This window comes from Saccharospirillaceae bacterium, from assembly GCA_022448365.1.
Lineage (GTDB): Bacteria > Pseudomonadota > Gammaproteobacteria > Pseudomonadales > Oceanobacteraceae > Bacterioplanoides.
In genome coordinates, this window is the sequence record JAKVCS010000003.1 from 484,037 (window position 1) to 501,365 (window position 17,329).

General features: G+C 48.6%; 14 protein-coding genes. 8 read left to right on the forward strand and 6 right to left on the reverse strand.

All coding sequences use genetic code 11. The annotated features are described in order from the left end of the window. Nucleotides 1-186: 186 nt before the first annotated feature. The 5 genes from MK185_05880 to MK185_05900 form a co-directional block, all read right to left on the reverse strand. A complete protein-coding gene (locus MK185_05880; protein ID MCH2040144.1) occupies nucleotides 187-1,143 on the reverse strand; it encodes a DUF4124 domain-containing protein in 957 nt (318 codons plus the stop codon). Nucleotides 1,144-1,156: 13 nt separating this feature from the next. Further along, nucleotides 1,157-1,576: a group II truncated hemoglobin gene (locus MK185_05885; protein ID MCH2040145.1), complete on the reverse strand. Its 420-nt coding sequence runs from the start codon at nucleotides 1,574-1,576 to the stop codon at nucleotides 1,157-1,159. Nucleotides 1,577-1,743: 167 nt separating this feature from the next. Next, the gene (locus MK185_05890) at nucleotides 1,744-5,385 is read right to left on the reverse strand and encodes a hypothetical protein (GenBank protein MCH2040146.1); all 3,642 of its coding nucleotides are present in this window, start codon (nucleotides 5,383-5,385) and stop codon (nucleotides 1,744-1,746) included. A gap of 9 nt (nucleotides 5,386-5,394) precedes the next feature. Next, nucleotides 5,395-6,342 (reverse strand): DUF4194 domain-containing protein, encoded by a 948-nt coding sequence (locus MK185_05895; protein ID MCH2040147.1) that lies wholly within the window; start codon nucleotides 6,340-6,342, stop codon nucleotides 5,395-5,397. 11 nt (nucleotides 6,343-6,353) lie between these two features. Beyond that, entirely contained in the window at nucleotides 6,354-7,952 is a 1,599-nt protein-coding gene (locus tag MK185_05900; protein ID MCH2040148.1) for a DUF5716 family protein, read from the reverse strand. A 149-nt stretch (nucleotides 7,953-8,101) separates the two neighbouring features. Here MK185_05900 and MK185_05905 point away from each other — a divergent pair, with 149 nt between their 5' ends. From MK185_05905 to MK185_05915, 3 genes are all read left to right on the forward strand, one after another. Next, on the forward strand, nucleotides 8,102-8,614 hold the full coding sequence (locus tag MK185_05905; protein ID MCH2040149.1) for a hypothetical protein: 513 nt from the start codon (nucleotides 8,102-8,104) through the stop codon (nucleotides 8,612-8,614). Further along, nucleotides 8,581-11,043 (forward strand): ATP-binding protein, encoded by a 2,463-nt coding sequence (locus MK185_05910; GenBank protein MCH2040150.1) that lies wholly within the window; start codon nucleotides 8,581-8,583, stop codon nucleotides 11,041-11,043. Before MK185_05905 ends, MK185_05910 begins: the two co-directional genes overlap by 34 nt. A gap of 91 nt (nucleotides 11,044-11,134) precedes the next feature. Next, nucleotides 11,135-11,416, forward strand: a complete 282-nt coding sequence (locus MK185_05915) for an antibiotic biosynthesis monooxygenase (protein ID MCH2040151.1) — start codon at nucleotides 11,135-11,137, stop codon at nucleotides 11,414-11,416. Nucleotides 11,417-11,490: 74 nt separating this feature from the next. Here MK185_05915 and MK185_05920 read toward each other — a convergent pair whose 3' ends face one another. After that, complete coding sequence (locus tag MK185_05920) at nucleotides 11,491-12,144, reverse strand: alpha/beta fold hydrolase (GenBank protein ID MCH2040152.1); 654 nt, start codon at nucleotides 12,142-12,144, stop codon at nucleotides 11,491-11,493. A gap of 318 nt (nucleotides 12,145-12,462) precedes the next feature. Here MK185_05920 and ccoN point away from each other — a divergent pair, with 318 nt between their 5' ends. The 5 genes from ccoN (at nucleotide 12,463) to ccoG (ending at nucleotide 17,319) form a co-directional block, all read left to right on the forward strand. Then, a complete protein-coding gene (ccoN, locus tag MK185_05925) occupies nucleotides 12,463-13,902 on the forward strand; it encodes a cytochrome-c oxidase, cbb3-type subunit I (GenBank protein MCH2040153.1) in 1,440 nt (479 codons plus the stop codon). A 17-nt stretch (nucleotides 13,903-13,919) separates the two neighbouring features. Further along, a complete protein-coding gene (gene ccoO, locus MK185_05930; GenBank protein MCH2040154.1) occupies nucleotides 13,920-14,525 on the forward strand; it encodes a cytochrome-c oxidase, cbb3-type subunit II in 606 nt (201 codons plus the stop codon). Between the two features lie 4 nt (nucleotides 14,526-14,529). Then, a complete protein-coding gene (locus tag MK185_05935; protein MCH2040155.1) occupies nucleotides 14,530-14,709 on the forward strand; it encodes a CcoQ/FixQ family Cbb3-type cytochrome c oxidase assembly chaperone in 180 nt (59 codons plus the stop codon). A 2-nt stretch (nucleotides 14,710-14,711) separates the two neighbouring features. Next, nucleotides 14,712-15,632, forward strand: a complete 921-nt coding sequence (gene ccoP / locus MK185_05940; GenBank protein MCH2040156.1) for a cytochrome-c oxidase, cbb3-type subunit III — start codon at nucleotides 14,712-14,714, stop codon at nucleotides 15,630-15,632. A gap of 262 nt (nucleotides 15,633-15,894) precedes the next feature. Continuing rightward, the gene (gene ccoG / locus MK185_05945) at nucleotides 15,895-17,319 is read left to right on the forward strand and encodes a cytochrome c oxidase accessory protein CcoG (protein MCH2040157.1); all 1,425 of its coding nucleotides are present in this window, start codon (nucleotides 15,895-15,897) and stop codon (nucleotides 17,317-17,319) included. Nucleotides 17,320-17,329: the final 10 nt, after the last annotated feature.

Below are 17,329 nucleotides of genomic sequence, written 5' to 3' on the forward strand. Positions count from 1 at the left end.
CATACTCGAGGGCACAACATTACTGGAATTTAATGACTTTGATGGTTCCTGATTACGACATAATCCGGCTGGATTGTGACATTTCCACAAAGAGTTTTACCGTTTTTAAATAGTAAAAATCCAAATTATTACTATCAGTACTCATTAGTATTGTATTCAATTTTGTCTCTGAATGGTCTGCAGAGATCAGGGAAAGTAAATTGCAGCAGGCTCCTTCATATCGCTATTCAGCCAGGTCTGCCAGTGTAATTTAAACGCACTGGTACCGCCGATATAGTGTTCATCCAGCAAATAAAATGAACGTTTTCTTTCACCGCGTTTATAGTCCTGCAATAGCCGGGTAATAAAACTGCGGCCATAGGACTTACTTAACGATAAATACACCAACTGCCCGGCAACTCCCTGAGTGGGTACCCCATTAGCTTGGGCTTTGCGCCAACGCCGGCTATCAATTTCAATGAAACGATCAACTGCCATCAAACGCTGCCGGGAGCGCAACACACTGCGTCGATTGCGCTTATGGTGAGGAATTATAAATTTTCCGTCCTGATGGGTCATGTATTCCATTTGTTCTGCCATTCCCTCGTTAAGCCAGGCCGGGATTAGCTCTGCTAACGAACCTATAATGGCGTGACTGGCCTCGTGTTTGATCGTGCGGTAAGTACCCTCTTTACCATCAAGTTTCTCTGGATGAATAAAAACAGCAATCTCGTGCAGACTGGGTAAATAGACTCCCAATGAATTTTTTGCACTAAAGCCTGAAATTTTGAAGACATAGTCATGATATTCCTGCATATCTCGCAAGACATTTATTTTGACAGGAACCTTTTTGTAGAAATCGAAATACAATATTTCATCGTAAAAGCGATACACCCAGTTAACTTCTCTCTGGATACGCTGACGATCAAGTTCATGCTCATTCGTCAAGGTATGCTCCAAAGAACCACGGTATAGCACCTGAATATTAAGAGGCTGCCAGCTGGAAGGGCTGGTCTGGATCTGAACCTTTTGCGCATTTACTGCTTTTTGCTGACGCGGCTTATCGCCAAAGTGAATCTTACCGTTTTCATCCACCCATTTATAAATCTCAGCCTGACTAAACACACTGAAAAACATCAACCCTAAAAACGGTAAGAAACGCATTTTATTACCCTGCTTAATCCCTGTTGCGCGAACGTTCTGCCGGAACATACAGTTGCTTCAACAGGTACTCCTTGAAGTCGTCTGGATACGGTTGCTGGTCAGCAGCCAGCTGCATGCACAATAGCCAGGCATCGCGTTCCGCAGGGCCAATGTCCAGATGGCGATGGGCAACCGGAATTCTGATCGGCCCGTATTTTTCACGGTACAGTTTCGGGCCACCCAACCAGCCACTTAAAAAACTCGCCAGTTTATCACGTGACTCGCTGAGGTCTTCCGGGTGCATATCCCGAACTCTTTTCGCCTGTGGCAGCTCACACATGGCATCGTAGAACGCATCCACCAGTTTACGCACCCCAGCAACGCCACCTGCAGTGCGAAACGAGCCATCACCTTCGCCATAGGTCAGGCCGGTTTCATAAATAACTTCATTCATATGACACTCCTGAACTCATTAAGAAACGTTTTCGAGACCACTCCAACAAGTGGGACGCTGCTCGGGCAAATCAGCGAAGAAGCGCATTTTAAAGGTCATCAATGAGCATATTCAGCTGATTGTTATCGCCCCATCTGATGTAGACGTGGGGCTACACAGATCGTTTCTTAAGCGAACTCTTCCATAAAATCGAGCCCGGCCTGGTGCCGAATGGTTCTTCGATGATGGGCCCATAACTCTTTCACCTTGTCCTGATTACACTGTTGTCGATCCACCAGCACCTTGGTCTGTAATTCACCTTTCTTTTGACCACCCACCAGCGGTACTTTCGAGAAGACAAACTGATTAGAAACCAAATCCATAAATGGACCGGACTTACTGGTTGGCATAATAAACAGCAATTGCAGGCCCAGACTTTCGGTCAGGTAGTTGATCACTTCTTTCGAGCGGGTTTCATCCATTTTCGAGAAGGCTTCATCCACCAGCACCACACGCAGGTGAGTATCACCCTCGTTAAAGCGGAACGCCGAGGTAATAGCTGCAGAACGGATAATGTAGGCCGGAGTTTCCAACTGACCACCGGAACCCGTGCCGTATTGACTTAACGCAATCGGATCTTTGTTCGCAGGCTGCTTATAGATTTCATACGAGCGGTAATTGCGGTAATCAGAAATACGTTCCAGCTCGCGCATGGCTTTCTGTTCATCTTCATCCAGTAACATTGCCATTAACTGATCACGAACACGCTGTGCGCCTTTTGGTAAGTCAGCGTCAAACAGGGTTGCACCATCACCCAAGGATGGATTTTTGATGATTTCTTCGAAGAACTGCCAATACTCTTTATATTCCGGCACCCACTCCCAATCGAACCAATAGGTTTCACGGTCAGCACCAAACTGGTGATGAGCCAGCTCTTTGTTCAGGTCCTCGAGAATACGCTTGCCGTCATTAATGGCCTGATAAATAGAGTGACACAGATTTGTCACAAAGGCGTTGTTAAAGCTCTCACGCAATTGCACCAACTGTTCTTGCTTTTCTACCAGGATATTATTTTTCAGGCGGTTATGAACACGTTCGACCTCGCGCTCTAATCCACACACGGTTTTAAAGAAACTGACACTGTGTTCTTCACGATAGTTCGGCATGTAAACGATCGCGTCGACGGTCTGGCAACGCTGATTGTGTTCGTTAATATTGCGATCTATCTCATGTGCAGAGCTGCTCAATTCCTGCGCGATGGTTTTCCGCTGGTTTTCGACCGCTTCTGCCGGGCTTTCAGCCGCTTCTTCATCCGCCGCTTTTAAGCGTGCTTCGGTGTCAAATTCCGGCCATACCGATACGATGTGCCGCAGATTTTCTTCTTTCTCATCCGCAATTTCAGCAGTGCGTTCCTGCTCATCCGACAGCTTTTTACACTGACGTTCGCTGTCATTTAACTGCTGCTGTAAGCGGCCCAGCTCACCGTCCAGATCTTTAATCTGGGAGTCCAGATCATCACCTTTGGCTTTTAACGCACTGAATTCATCTTCCAGATGAGAAAAGTCGGATACATCGACATTATTTAATGCATTTTCTGCCTGCTGCATCTGATACTGAATATCCAGCATATTCTGTATCTGATCAGCAAAGGTCACGTGGCGTAATAAATTCACCGCATCGTGGAATTGCTCCACCTGACGCAGTTGGAACTGAGCTTCATTCGCTTGTTCCGCCATAGCATCCAACTCTGACTTTTTCGCTGCCAGAGCACGTTCACGGGCACCCATACCAAACACCAGCTCAGTGTCATCAAGATCACAACGATAGATGGAGTACGCACCGGAACCCAGACCCTCTTTGGTGACACCGCGGCGGGTCATACGCAATACGTGAAGATCTTCGACCTGCTCTACCGTGCCGTAACTGGCTTCTAAATAGTAACGGGCGGTGGCATGTTCAAACTCCATTAAATGGGTAATGGAATTAGATGGCACACGAATACGATCGCAGTCTTTTTTCGCTTTTTCGCCCTGGATTACACGAGCACGGCTGCCACCCGGAATTGAACGCAAAATGTGCGCAGCTTCCGCTTCGAATTTTGGTTCAACGATAATACTGAAACGCGCGCCACCGATATAACCTTCAATCGCGCTTTGCCAGGCCGGATCAGTAATTTCAACATAGTCGGCTAACACACGTGGATCTGCCTGCGGGCATTCGCGACGAATCACTTCCAGCGCCTGACGCACAAAACCCGGGTAATTTAGCTGACGCGCTTCCAGGCTATCGATATCTGCTTGTTTCTGCGCCATGCGGCCCTGAATTTGCTGCAGTTTTTGTTCCCGTTTATCCACCTGCTTAGAAATCTGGTCACGCACCGAAATGCCACTGCTTTCCAGTTCAACATTATGAAAGCGATCACGCCATTGATTTAATAAACTCTGCTGCTCACGGGAGTCATCCAGGTGTGCCTCCAGCGGCGATAAATCGATCCAGTCTTTGCCCATCAGTTTGCGAAAATCCACCGCACCCTGATCTTTGATGGCTAATACCTGCTTCGCCTGATCGATAATCTTCTTAGAACCCAGCGATGGAATTTCAAGAGCAATCGAGGTCTTCTGCAACGCGCCATACACCAGCTCAGTAGCACGTAAGCTGGCTTGTAACATCTGTTCCTGCTCCAGCAGCGGAACTGCTTGTTGTTGCAGCTGGCGTTTACCATCTTCCAGTGCCTGCTCTGCGGCATCTTTATCCTGCAGCGCATCAATTCCACGGCGCTGGGCTTCCATAGAAATCAGCTGTTCGCGCAACTGTTTACGACGTTCCTGCGACACCTCACGCTCTTTTTCAGCGTTACTCAAACGCTCGCGCAATGCCTGCTGCCCTTCTTTTGCCGACAGATAAGAGCGTTGGTCATTTAAATAGCGGCTTTTAGCGGCGGTGTATTCGAGAACGTTGTAGTCGATCCACTGATCAATATAACGATCGGATGCGCCTTTGGTGTTGGTCAGAATCTGAATGGTCTCAGCCAGGTTATTGGCATCCGATTCCATTGCATAAATGGTTTTCATCAGATCGGAGACACTGCGAATGGCATCGCCAAGATCTTTGGCTTCAAGAATTTCATTCTGCACAAAACCATTGATACTTTTCACCGGTTTATAAGCCATAAACCGTGAGAAAGTACGAGCGGCATTCATCGCTTCACGTTCGTTGACCGCATCGTGGCGACCACGCAGCGCCCCGTATAATCGCCGCAGATATTGTTTCTTCGTGTCGTATTTTTCGACGTTATCACTTTTTATACGACGCTTTAAATTTGCACTGAATTTATTCAGTGGCAGAACGTTTTTAATACCCTCTAAATCTTCAGAAGTAAAATCAGAAAGAGTTAGTTGTTCTCCCGAAACAATAAAAAACTGCAGATCATTCTGACGTGCCACCGGCTGGTTACCGGCGCGATCAATCGAGGCGCTGACACCAATAACCGCAGTAAATGGTTCGCCACTTTCTCCCTGAGTGGGATGAAAAACCGCGGCTAAATACCCCACCGCGCCGTTCGGACGAGCGTAGGAGCCATCGTCACAACCCAGAACATAAGACGCAAGCGTCCGTACGTTTTTGCCACGACCACGCTGTGTGGCTTCGTCCTGACCCGGGTTGTAATGGAACAAGGTATCGTGGGCCGCGGTCATAATGGTTTGCACCGCATCCGCCGCCGTGGTTTTACCAGAACCGTTACCACCGGATAACAAGTTGATTGGGCCAAATTCAAATTCGGTAGCCGGAATATTGCCCCAGTTTACGTATACAAATTTCTTTAAAAACATGGCTACTATTTATTCCCCAAATAAGCTGGCTGGCGCTTCTTTTTCTGGCTGAAGTTGTTCTGATTGCTCAGCCTCTTCCGATGCAGGCGTCTCGTCAGTTGCTTCGGCTTCTTCAGTCTCAACGACCTGTTCTTCGTTTTCTGTTTCTACTTCTGCTTGTACTGCGTCCGTATCCGGCGCTTCGCCTTTAGTAAGGTTTTCTTCACCGACAACTTCTTCAATAACGCCTTCTTTATCCGCATCATCAGATTGTTGTTGATCGGCAGAACTCGCCTCGGCTACTGAATTGTCATCCTGATCAGAGTCATCGGTTTGAATTTCTGCTGTTTCATCCGATTCGTTTTCCAATAATTCGGATAACACCTGATCACTGACGTAACTCATAATCATCGGACGAACGCGCAGCCACATGTCACCGTCCGTCAGTTGTTCTTCGTTACTGATTTGTACCAGACGCAATTGCTTTAAACGGCGGAACAATTGCTTACGTTCAGTTAAATTATCTGGCAAAGCACGCTTGAGAAGATTTTTCATGGCAATGCTGAGACTTTCCAGCGACACCATCACACACCCTTGCTCGTCCACTAAACCTTCGCGTAAAGCTTTATCGTACTGCGCACGCAGGACCAGTGTTAACGCCACCTCGTTTTGCGTTAAACGGGTGCGAAACGCCTGATTACCGGGCTGAGCATCTTCTTCCATACCCGGTACCTGGGCACCCGGCGGATACAACCGCACGAACTGGAAACGACGATCGTGCTGAATGCGAATGCCCAACACGGTGAGATAATCGGCAACCAATTCTTCCAAACGCAAATAACGATCATACAGTTGTTGCTCGACCTGGCTTTCGTCACGGCAAATGACACCGTAATCCAGCAGTCGCACTAATAATTCGGAAAAATCGCGTTGGCTGAGGCCTTCTTTCTCTAAATCTTTATCAATGGCTTGTAACATATCAGTTCTCTCTAATCCGCCTGGGCCTCGGTATTGTTCTCTGGTTCACCAGCCTCTTGGCTGGTTTCAGCGGCAGCGCTCTCTTTCATTACCAATTCAAAGCTGAAGTGGTCTTTACGTTCAAAATATTCACCAGCGGCGCCGTCATTTTCTGCGGTGGCATTGGGCAAATCAGGGCCATAACCGTCGGCATAATCAATGCGGAATTCAAATTCGCTGGATAAACCATCGGATGCTCCCAACCCGATTGCATGGGATACCGCAAGAAAGTCCTGAGCGGATTCGATGGGCAAGTCCCGCGTCGATATTTTATTACCCGAGGTCAAATGTTGGCGCATATAGGAACGCAACGCTTGCTGGTTCACCAGAAAAGCCTGATCCAGTACCTGCTGCACATAAATGTCCTTGCGCGCGTCGATATCAAAATCACCGCCACCATCATCCAGCCCGGCCTCGACGGTACGACGCTGACGGGCCGCATGCATTTTTATACTGGCTGGATCGACAAAACCAATTTCCGGTACGGCCATCATATCGCCCGCCCGCAATAGCAACTCGTTTTGTTTGTCCTCTGGCTGAGACGCCAGATGCTTACACACAGCCAGCACATCATTATGTTGCTGTGACGCCAAATAGCTCATCTGGCGAATGATAATATCGGCACGCTTGGTAAAACTCTGCAGAGCCTTTCGCAGTGCTGGCAGCATAATATCGCTGGCGTTACGTAAACGCTGATCGATACCGTCCAGTAAGGTCCAGAGCACCGACGTGCCCTCCTGAGCCAGTTCCGGCAATAACTCACGCAAACGTTTCTCCGCGGACGCTTTGAATACCTTGTCCTGATTGCGAATGCCTTTGATCAGCTTACTGATCTGGTCACGGTGCTTTTCCACATTATCGGCCGATAAACGTACCGACAGATCAGGCTGGAAACGATTTTCCATAAAATCGAAAAAGGCTTCACTGGCGCGTTGAACCAGCAACTGATCTTCCATTTCACGAACCAAATCACGCTTACGCTCTTCCAACTCGGCAATGACATCGGTGAAATCGCTGATGATACGCTCGGAATATTCGTACGCATCTAACAAGTCGTATACGTCTCCGCGTTCGTGAAAAGATTCCAGCGAGTTCCGGGTGTTGCGGGTATTACGATGGCGGGTTCGCGCCGTAGCACGGCTGTCAGACACAAAAGGTTCGGTAAACAAGCGGCCATAACGGCTGAAAGCAAACGTACTTTGCAGCGTTGCTTCGTCAACCTGCTTTTCAATCCAACCGTGATCCATTAACTGGTTGAGAACCCAAACGGCATGCTCGCGGCTGTTTTTGAAGCGACCTTCATGATCATTGCTGTCGGATTCTTCTGGCCGTGTATCAAACGCGTCGGCCGGAGCGTTTTCATCACCATCGTCGTCAGCAAGCTGGGGAGAACGAACCAGCGCTTCCTGAAAGATTTCTATCAGGGTATCGCGGGCCAATGCCTGTCCGTAGTCGGCGCTGCTAGAGCTGTACAGCCGCTGATACAACTCGCGCAGGCAATCCATAACCTGAGCCCGGTATTTACCGGTAAGAGGGCGGAAAAACTGCCCTCGTTCCTGTTCAAAAAACATACACTTCTATTTCGGCGCTGACTAAAACCGACCTAGGTTACTGAAAGCAGCGGATGAACACCAGCCCATGATTACAACAGACTGAACAGGGTTTCGCACGATCACTTTCCATGGGTATACTGCGAGAGCACCTCAACGCAGGAAACACCATGCAGCAGCATAAGGAAGCCCTGGAAAAGGGACTGTTTTTTCAGATAGGTACTGAAAAACTGATTGAGTTGTCACTGGCAACGTTCGGCCTCTATGGTTTGGTCTGGAGCTATCGCAACTGGGTTCAGCTGAAACGTCAGGACTCAACCATCCATCCGCTGCTTCGCACTGTGCTGGCAATCTTCTATCAGCTGGAGTTGTATCAACGGGTTCACAAGCAATCACATGCCGATCGCGAGAGCGCTCGCTGGAGCCCCGTCAGAGTCTATATCTTGTTTGTTATTTTTAACCTAATCCCTTTGTGGCTGCTGCTTACCGGCCACCCCTGGGGATTTCTGGTTATCATGTTAACCCTGTTACCCAATCTGCTGGTAAATCAGGCAATCAACCGGGTTCACGACAAACGCATGCGCTTCTACGCTCAGAACACGGAACTCAATGGCGTGGATTGGGGTGTACTGATTGCTGGCATCGTTATATGGCTGACTATACTGGTGAAGGCAATCAGCTAACTATATTACGGAATATTACTTTGCATTTCCCCGGAATCCGGAGCACCGATGTAGAAATAAATGCAGCAATCATCACGAGATTAGCCCTTACAATTTTCGGGTTATTGACCAGCCTACTACTCCAGGTCAATTCAGCGACGGCACTGCCCATCAATGAACAACTAGCAGAAAACCTGCCGCTCATCACACTGACGCCAGAAAAACCTGGCCACTTCCCCATTGGCAGCTACAGCGCCTTTCTGGAGGATACATCGGCAGACTTACAACTTGCCGATGTTGTCGCGGCCACAGACTGGCAAATCAGTAAAAGCGAGAATCCGAATTTTGGCTTCAGCAAGTCGGCTTTCTGGTTAATCGCCCGAGTTGATGCATCCAAGGTGGAAGGCCGCTGGTTTGTTCGCAATCATTACTCGCTGATCGATCATTTTGACCTATACACCTGTGCATCGCTGCTACAACTGCAAGATTGCCAGCAACAACGCAATGGTGATCGATTGCCGTTCTCGCAACGCACAGTGAATCACCCGGAGCTGGTGATCCCTTTGCCAGAGATGAGTGAACCCTACTGGCTGCTATTTCGCATGGCCACCGAAGGTACCCATCAGTTTCCCACGGACCTGATTGATGAAAAAAGTCTCTATGACGACCTGCTGCTGAACAGCTGGCTGCGCGGTGGTTATATCTCAATGATGCTTATAATGGGGCTGTACAACCTATTCCTGTACTTTTCTACCCGGGATCGTATTTATCTGTATTACTCTGTCTTCGTACTTAACTTTCTGCTATTCCACAGCAGCTACTCTGGAGACGCTTTTCAATACCTTTGGCCTGATCAACCGGAAATCAATCAATACGCGCTACCCTGGTTGTTCTCAACAACGATTTGCACAATGTCGCTGTTCATTCAACGCTTCCTCGATTTAGCCAACCACAGTCCGATTGCCAATACATTATTCAGGATGTTTTTTGCGCTAGCCTTGATCAGTCTGATCGCGAGTTTATTCTTACCCTACCGCCCGGTGGTCGCTGTGCAGAATGTTCTCATGTTAGCGATTACGTTGCTGGCATTGTTGCTGGGTATTCACTTCTGGATCAAAGGGTTTTCGTCGGCCCGTATATTTACCCTGGCATGGGTGTTTTTTATCGCTGGACTATCACTCGCGACGGCTCGCAGCCTCGGATTGGTACCCACAAATCTGTTCACCATATATGGCTATCAAGCGGGTTCATTTGCCGAAATACTGCTTCTCTCGCTGGCGCTGGGGGAGCGAATTACCGAGCTGCATCGTGAAAAGCTGCGCAATCGCAAAGCGTTACTGATCAGCCAGGAAGAATCCATTCATCACCTGCGTAATTACGAAGACCTGTATCAGAATTCGTTTAGCGGACAGTTCCAGATTGATCGCCAGGGGCACTTTATAAAGTCAAACCCAGCCTGGCGCGCGATGATTGGTCAGGACACCATCCCTGCTAATCTCACCCTGAAAAGCCTGTTCCAGAACCACCATGACTTTATTCGCCTGGAACACAATGTGAACCGCGAGGGTCGCACCCAAGGGTTTATTTTTGCGCTGATCCAGCCAAATACACAACGGCAACTCATGATCAGCATTTCAATACGTCAGGCATTGGACGGAGAGAACGCACACTGGATTGGCAACGCTCAGGACGTTTCCGAAAAATATCAGAAAGAAGAGAAGCTGCGGCAGCTGCAAGAAGAAAAAAATCAATCGCTACGCCAACTGGTCATGGGAGTATCGCATGAAATGAACACCCCTTTGGGCAATATCCGCATGACCCAGAGTTTTTTGAAAGATCAGGCCCAACTGCTGTCAGACGACCAACAGCTATTCACTGACGGGCTCAATCATATCGATAATTCGGTGCAACGTTTGTGCGAGCTTAATGCACTGATGAAAAGTTCTATTGCAGTAGATCGGGAATATCAACAAGATACCATCCGCATTCGCCAATGGTTAACAACCTGGGCAAATCAGTTAGATCAGGGCAACAACGCTATACATATCAAGCATGAGGTTCACTGCTTCACCGTCGATTGGCACACCTATCCGGACGCCCTGAAACGTATTCTCGATCAGCTAGTCAGCAACTCCGTCAATCATAACCAAGAGAAAGCAGAGTCGGGACAGCTCAACGTTAACATTTCAGTCACTGACGATGACGATTATCTGATCTTACGCTACTGCGACAATGGTAAGGGTGTGGCTATTGAAGACCGCGACAAAGTTTTCCTGCCCTTTTACACCACCCAACGACAGCATGCCTCCAGCAAAGGGCTGGGCCTTTACCAGATGCACAACCTGGTTACCGAATTAATGCAGGGCGTTATTCAGTGGCCGGAGCATAACAAGGGGTTCGAGATTGAATTACGCTTCCTCCAAACTCCCACTAAGGTTGATAATTGTTAATGTCACTCACCGTCATAATCCACTATGCTTATAACGTGAAGTCGTGCAAACGCTCGTCGCCTGTCTTCAATGAACATAAGGAAACAAGAAAATGATTAAGGTAATTATTCAACGCGTTATTGCTGATGGTATGGAAAGCACTTACGACAATGCCGTAAAAAATACACTTCGCGCCATACTCGAAGCCGATGGTTATATTTCCGGCGCTTCATACAAAGACGCCAGCAATAAAAATCACCGTATCATCATTACTAATTGGCAGAATGTAGAAGCTTGGAACAACTGGGCGAACTCCCAAGCACGTCAGGACGTGATTGGTTCGATTCAACCAATCCTTGAGCAGCAAGAAAAAATTACCGTATTAACGGCTTAACCCGGTAATCAGGTGCCCCGCCATTCCGGGGCACCAATTTCTCAGCTTCTTTCGATTTTTCGGTTAACAATCTTTTACCTGCAATCAGGCAACAACTCTTTCACGAACACACTCACAGCTTCGGCAGCAGCTTCAAGATTACGATCGTGGCTAACTCCACGGGTTTTTCTTGGCTTGAGATCGTGATCGCCATCAAACAGCCATTGAATGTTAAGCTCGCTTGCCAGCGGATATTCCCTGACCTCCTCCAAATTCCCCATCTTATCGCGCACGCCTTGCAGAAAGAGCATTGGCAAATCAATCGACTTCAGATGGTCAATACGCAGTTTTTCCGGTTTTCCAAGTGGATGAAACGGATACCCCAACGCCACACACCCTTTGATCTGTGTTGATACATGATCCTCGGTTGTCATAAGAGTCGCCATGCGCCCGCCCATCGATTTCCCGGCAATCACGCAGGGCCGATTCAACCTGATAACAATCTGTTGATAAGCTTCGAGCAATGCAGGAGCACGGTCCGGCGGACGTCTTTTACCATCTGTACGACGCTTAAGCATGTAGGGAAAGTCGAACCGCACAACATACAGCCCTTTGGCAGCCAGCAACTGCGCCATCCTCTGCATAAAATCACTGTCGCTGCCCGCCCCGGCGCCGTGTGCGAGGATAATTAACGGATTTTGCTCATCACCATTGGTCAACCAGTTTTCCATCATCTCTTCTCTGGCCATAACATCTGGTTTTATAACGAAAATTTTTGCCTGCTTTGGCGGCACTGTTGCTTTATATCAATATTTCGACTGACCACCAATTTAATATGCGCGAGTCGAAGATAGTTATCAGCATTAGCGGAACTGGCTTGACACAGCAATAGCCTGATTCCCACCCTCGGTATTGAGATCCGTTCTCAATAGCGAGCAAAAAATATGACTTAACCTGCTGAAAACTTGGCGTTTTTTCTGACTTTGATTGCAAATAGCGGTGAACGCACGGATAATATCGCACCGATTTTTTAACCCTCAACCCTCGCTGTTAAATGGAATATGATCATGAGCACAGCATTTGACCATCCCGAGTACAACTACAAGGTGGTAAGACAATTTGCCATCATGACTGTAGTCTGGGGCATAGTTGGCATGGCAGTCGGTGTTTTAATCGCTGCTCAGCTGGCATGGCCTGCCTTAAATTTTGATACCCCTTGGTTGTCCTTTGGCCGTTTGCGCCCTCTGCACACCAATGCGGTTATTTTCGCCTTTGGTGGTTCCGCTTTATTTGCGACCTCCTATTACGTTGTACAGCGAACCTGTCGCACTCGGTTATTTTCCGACACCCTGTCCTCCTTCACCTTCTGGGGTTGGAACGCGGTCATCGTATTAGCCGCGATCACTCTGCCAATGGGGATGACCTCAGCGAAGGAATACGCAGAACTGGAATGGCCTATCGATATATTGGTAACGCTGGTTTGGGTGTCTTACATCGTTAACTTCCTGGGTACCATTGCTAACCGTAAAGAACCACACATCTACGTTGCAAACTGGTTTTTCGCCGCTTTCATGATCATGGTTGGTATTCTGTACGTCGGGAATAACCTGCCAACGGTTGTATCTCTGACCAAATCGTATTCCATATGGCCAGGTACAATCGATGCCATGATTCAGTGGTGGTGGGGTCATAACGCCGTCGGTTTCTTCCTGACAGCTGGCTTCCTCGGCATTATGTATTACTTCGTGCCTAAACAAGCAGGACGTCCGGTCTACTCCTATCGCCTGTCAATCGTCCACTTCTGGGCTTTGATTTCTATTTATGTTTGGGCTGGCGGCCACCACCTGCATTACTCTGCATTGCCGGATTGGGCGCAAACTGCAGGCATGGTGATGTCTCTTATCTTGCTTGCTCCATCTTGGGGCGGAATGATCAACGGCATGATGACCTTGTCTGGTGCATGGCACAAATTGCGCAACGATCCGATTCTGCGCTTCCTGGTGGTCTCCCTGTCATTCTACGGCATGTCGACTTTCGAAGGTCCGATGATGTCGATCAAGACCGTTAATGCCTTGTCTCACAATACCGACTGGACTATCGGTCACGTGCACTCTGGTGCTTTGGGTTGGGTTGCGATGGTTTCCATTGGTGCTATGTATCACCTGATCCCGATCATGTTTGGTCGTAAAGCAGGTGACATGTACTCGGTCAAACTGATCAATACGCACTTCTGGCTGGCGACCATCGGTACCGTTCTGTACATCGCAGCATTGTGGGTCAACGGCATCATGCAAGGCCTGATGTGGCGCGCTGTTAACGCAGACGGCACTTTGACCTATAGCTTTGTCGAATCGGTAGAAGCTTCTGTTCCTGGCTACATGGTGCGAACCCTTGGCGGTGGTCTGTTCTTACTGGGCATGCTGTTTATGGCATACAACGTCTTCATGACCGTTCGTGATGCCAAGAAAGAAGTCGCGGACGCAGCACCCGTTCAGGCACAGGCATAAGGAGTTACATAATTATGATTAAGCATGATGATATCGAACGTAATCTGCCGCTGATGGTTGTGATGATTGTTATCGCCCTGAGCTGGGGCGGTATGGCTGAGATCGTTCCATTGTTCTTCAACAAAGACACAACAACGCCGGTTGAAGGTCTGAAACCGCTGAATGCGGTGCAGCTTGAAGGTCGTGATATCTACATCCGTGAAGGTTGTCACGTGTGTCACACCCAGATGATTCGTCCGTTCCGTGCTGAGACTGAACGTTATGGTCCTTACTCTGTATCTGGTGAGTTCGTTTACGACCACCCGTTCCTGTGGGGTTCCAAGCGTACCGGTCCTGATCTGGCACGTGTCGGCGGTCGCTACTCCGATGAATGGCATCGCGCTCACATGTACAACCCTCGTGATGTTGTACCTGAGTCTGTCATGCCTTCGTACCCATGGTTATTCGAAGATAAAGTTGATGGTCGCCTAACCCCTCGCAAGATGGAAGCCCTCCGTCTGGTCGGTGTTCCTTACACCGATGAAGACATCGAAGGCGCTAAAGAGGCGGCTGATGGTGTAACTGAAATTGAGGCACTGGTTGCTTACCTTCAGCAGCTGGGCACAGTCATCACTAAACGGTAATCCCATGGATATTAACGACGTGCGCGGTTTGGGCTCGGTATTCGCCCTGATAGCTTTTAGTGCGGTGATCTGGTGGGCCTATGGCTCCAGCCGTAAGAAGCGTTTTGAAGACGACGCTCAAATTCCGTTTCTGAACAATGATGACGGAATGCCACCGCACGACGATAACGATCGGAGTAAATAGATATGTTAAGCACTTTTTGGAACCTATGGGTCTTGGTTATTGTAATCGGATCCATCATTGGTTGCGGTGTACTGATTTGGTATACCGGCCGAGGCCAACGCAACGAAGAAACAGATGAAACAACTGGCCACGCATACGATGGCATTGAAGAACTTGATAACCCACTGCCTCGCTGGTGGGTGAAGATGTTCTGGGCCACTATCGTCTTTGGTTTTGGCTATATTGGTGTGTATGGCCTGGGTAACTGGGATGGCTTTTTAACGGTTGAAGTTGATGGCGAGCAAGTAACCTGGACCTCCACAAACCAGTGGAAAGCAGAAGTTCAGGCGTTTGAAAAAGACGTTGCACCGCTGTTCAACGAATACGCGGCAACTCCCATTCCAGAGCTGATAAAAAATGCCGAAGCGATGGAAACCGGCAAACGCTTGTTCATGAGCAACTGTACCATCTGTCACCAGACGGATGCTGCCGGCACAAAAGGTTTCCCGAATCTGACGGATAACGATTGGTTATACGGTGGCTCGCCGGATCAGATTGTACAGACCATTACCCATGGTCGTCAGGGTGCCATGCCAGCCTGGGCAGCTGCCTTGGGCGAGCAAGGTATTACGGATATGACCGCTTATGTCCGCAGTTTGTCTGGCCTGAAGCACGATGCAGCCGGTGCAGAGCGCGCAGCGCCTAAGTACCAGCAATTGTGCATGGCGTGTCATGGTGCAGACGGTTCCGGCAATATCTACGTTGGCGCACCGAACCTGACTGACGATGTATGGCTGTACGGCGGCTCTTCCAAAGACATCGCTTTCACTCTGAAGCATGGTCGTAACGGCAAGATGCCTGCTTTCGGCGAAATCTGGGATACCAACTCAGCGCAGAAAGTTCACGTGGTATCAGCTTACGTCTACTCCCTGACTCAGAAGTAATACAGTACTCGATCAATCTTCAGGTTAGCGATCTAAGCTGAAGATTGAGCTGGGACAAGAAAAACGAAAAAAGCGGCGTATTGCCGCTTTTTTCGTTATTGGCACTCTATTTTTCTCTATATAATTAACGTGTTATACAAAGAAATCGTGGATAACGGATACAAAAGAGCCTGATACAGGGCCAACTAATGACGAGTGCTGCCAGACCATTGGGCCAGGTTTAAGCATCACAGAGAGTAGATAACCAAGGTGATTTGCCACTATGAGTGATATTCCGCTGAAGGACGTTACGCCCAAAGCCCAAAGCCAATCCCAAGGCATGTATCAAAAACGGGAAAAGATTTACGTTCGTGCAATCAAAGGCTTTTTCCAGAAAATCCGCACTTATTCTTTATGGGCGTTAATGCTGGCCTACTTTGGCACCGTATGGCTGAGCTGGGAAGGAAAACAACTGGTGTTGTTTGATTTACCCGCACGCCAGTTCCATGTATTTGGCATGACGTTTTGGCCACAGGATTTCCCTCTGCTTGCAGCCCTGCTGATTATTGCCGCCTACGGCCTGTTTACAGTGACAAATCTCGCAGGACGTGTCTGGTGCGGTTATACCTGCCCGCAATCTGCCTGGTCGTTTATTTTTATGTGGATCGAAGAACGCACCGAAGGTACCCGTAACCAGCGAATTAAGCTCGATAAAGCAAAAATGTCGCTGACCAAATTTCGTAAGAAGGCCATTAAACACGTCGCATGGATGCTGGTAGCCTTCTGGACCGGTGTAACTTTCGTTGGTTACTTCACGCCAATTAGCCAACTGATCCCCGACATGCTGACTTTTGAAGTGAATGGTTGGGGGGTCTTCTGGATTGCATTTTTTACCGCTGCGACGTATCTGAACGCGGGCTGGATGCGCGAACAAGTGTGCATATATATGTGCCCGTATGCTCGTTTTCAGTCCGTGATGTACGATCGGGACACCCTCGCAGTCTCGTATGATATGAATCGCGGTGAACCACGTATTCATCGCAGTCGTAAAAAGCTGGCAAAACTGGCGGAGCAAAATATTGAGCCCGGTGACTGTGTTGACTGCTCTTTATGCGTTCAGGTATGCCCTACCGGCATTGATATCCGTGATGGCATGCAATACCAGTGCATTGGCTGCGCATTATGCATTGATGCCTGCGACTCGGTGATGGATAAAATGGAAATGCCTCGTGGCTTGATTCGCTACACCACAGAAAACGAACTGGAAGGTCAGAAGACGCACTTTTTACGACCACGTCTGGTTGGTTACGCAGTGATGTTATCGCTGATGATTGGTGGTTTTGTCTATTCGGTGGTCAACCGCACGCCCTTTGAGCTGGATATTGAGCGCAGCCGCGGTTCACTTTATCAGTTAACGCCCAACGATACGGTGAAGAACTCTTATTACCTGAAGCTGATGAATATGAGTCAAACCCCGCACACTTACGAGTTGTCCTGGGAAGGACTGGATGGCGCAACCACAAACGTACCGACAACCTATCAACTGGATGTCAATGATTTACACGAAGTGATACTGACGCTCGAACTTGATCAGGCTGAGCACCCGCTAAAAAGCAGCAAAACGGTGATTCAATTTGTCGTGATTAACAAAATGACCGGTGAAGAAGTCGCGCGTGAAGAGAGCCGTTTCATTGCGCCGCGTCAGTAAAAAAACGCAA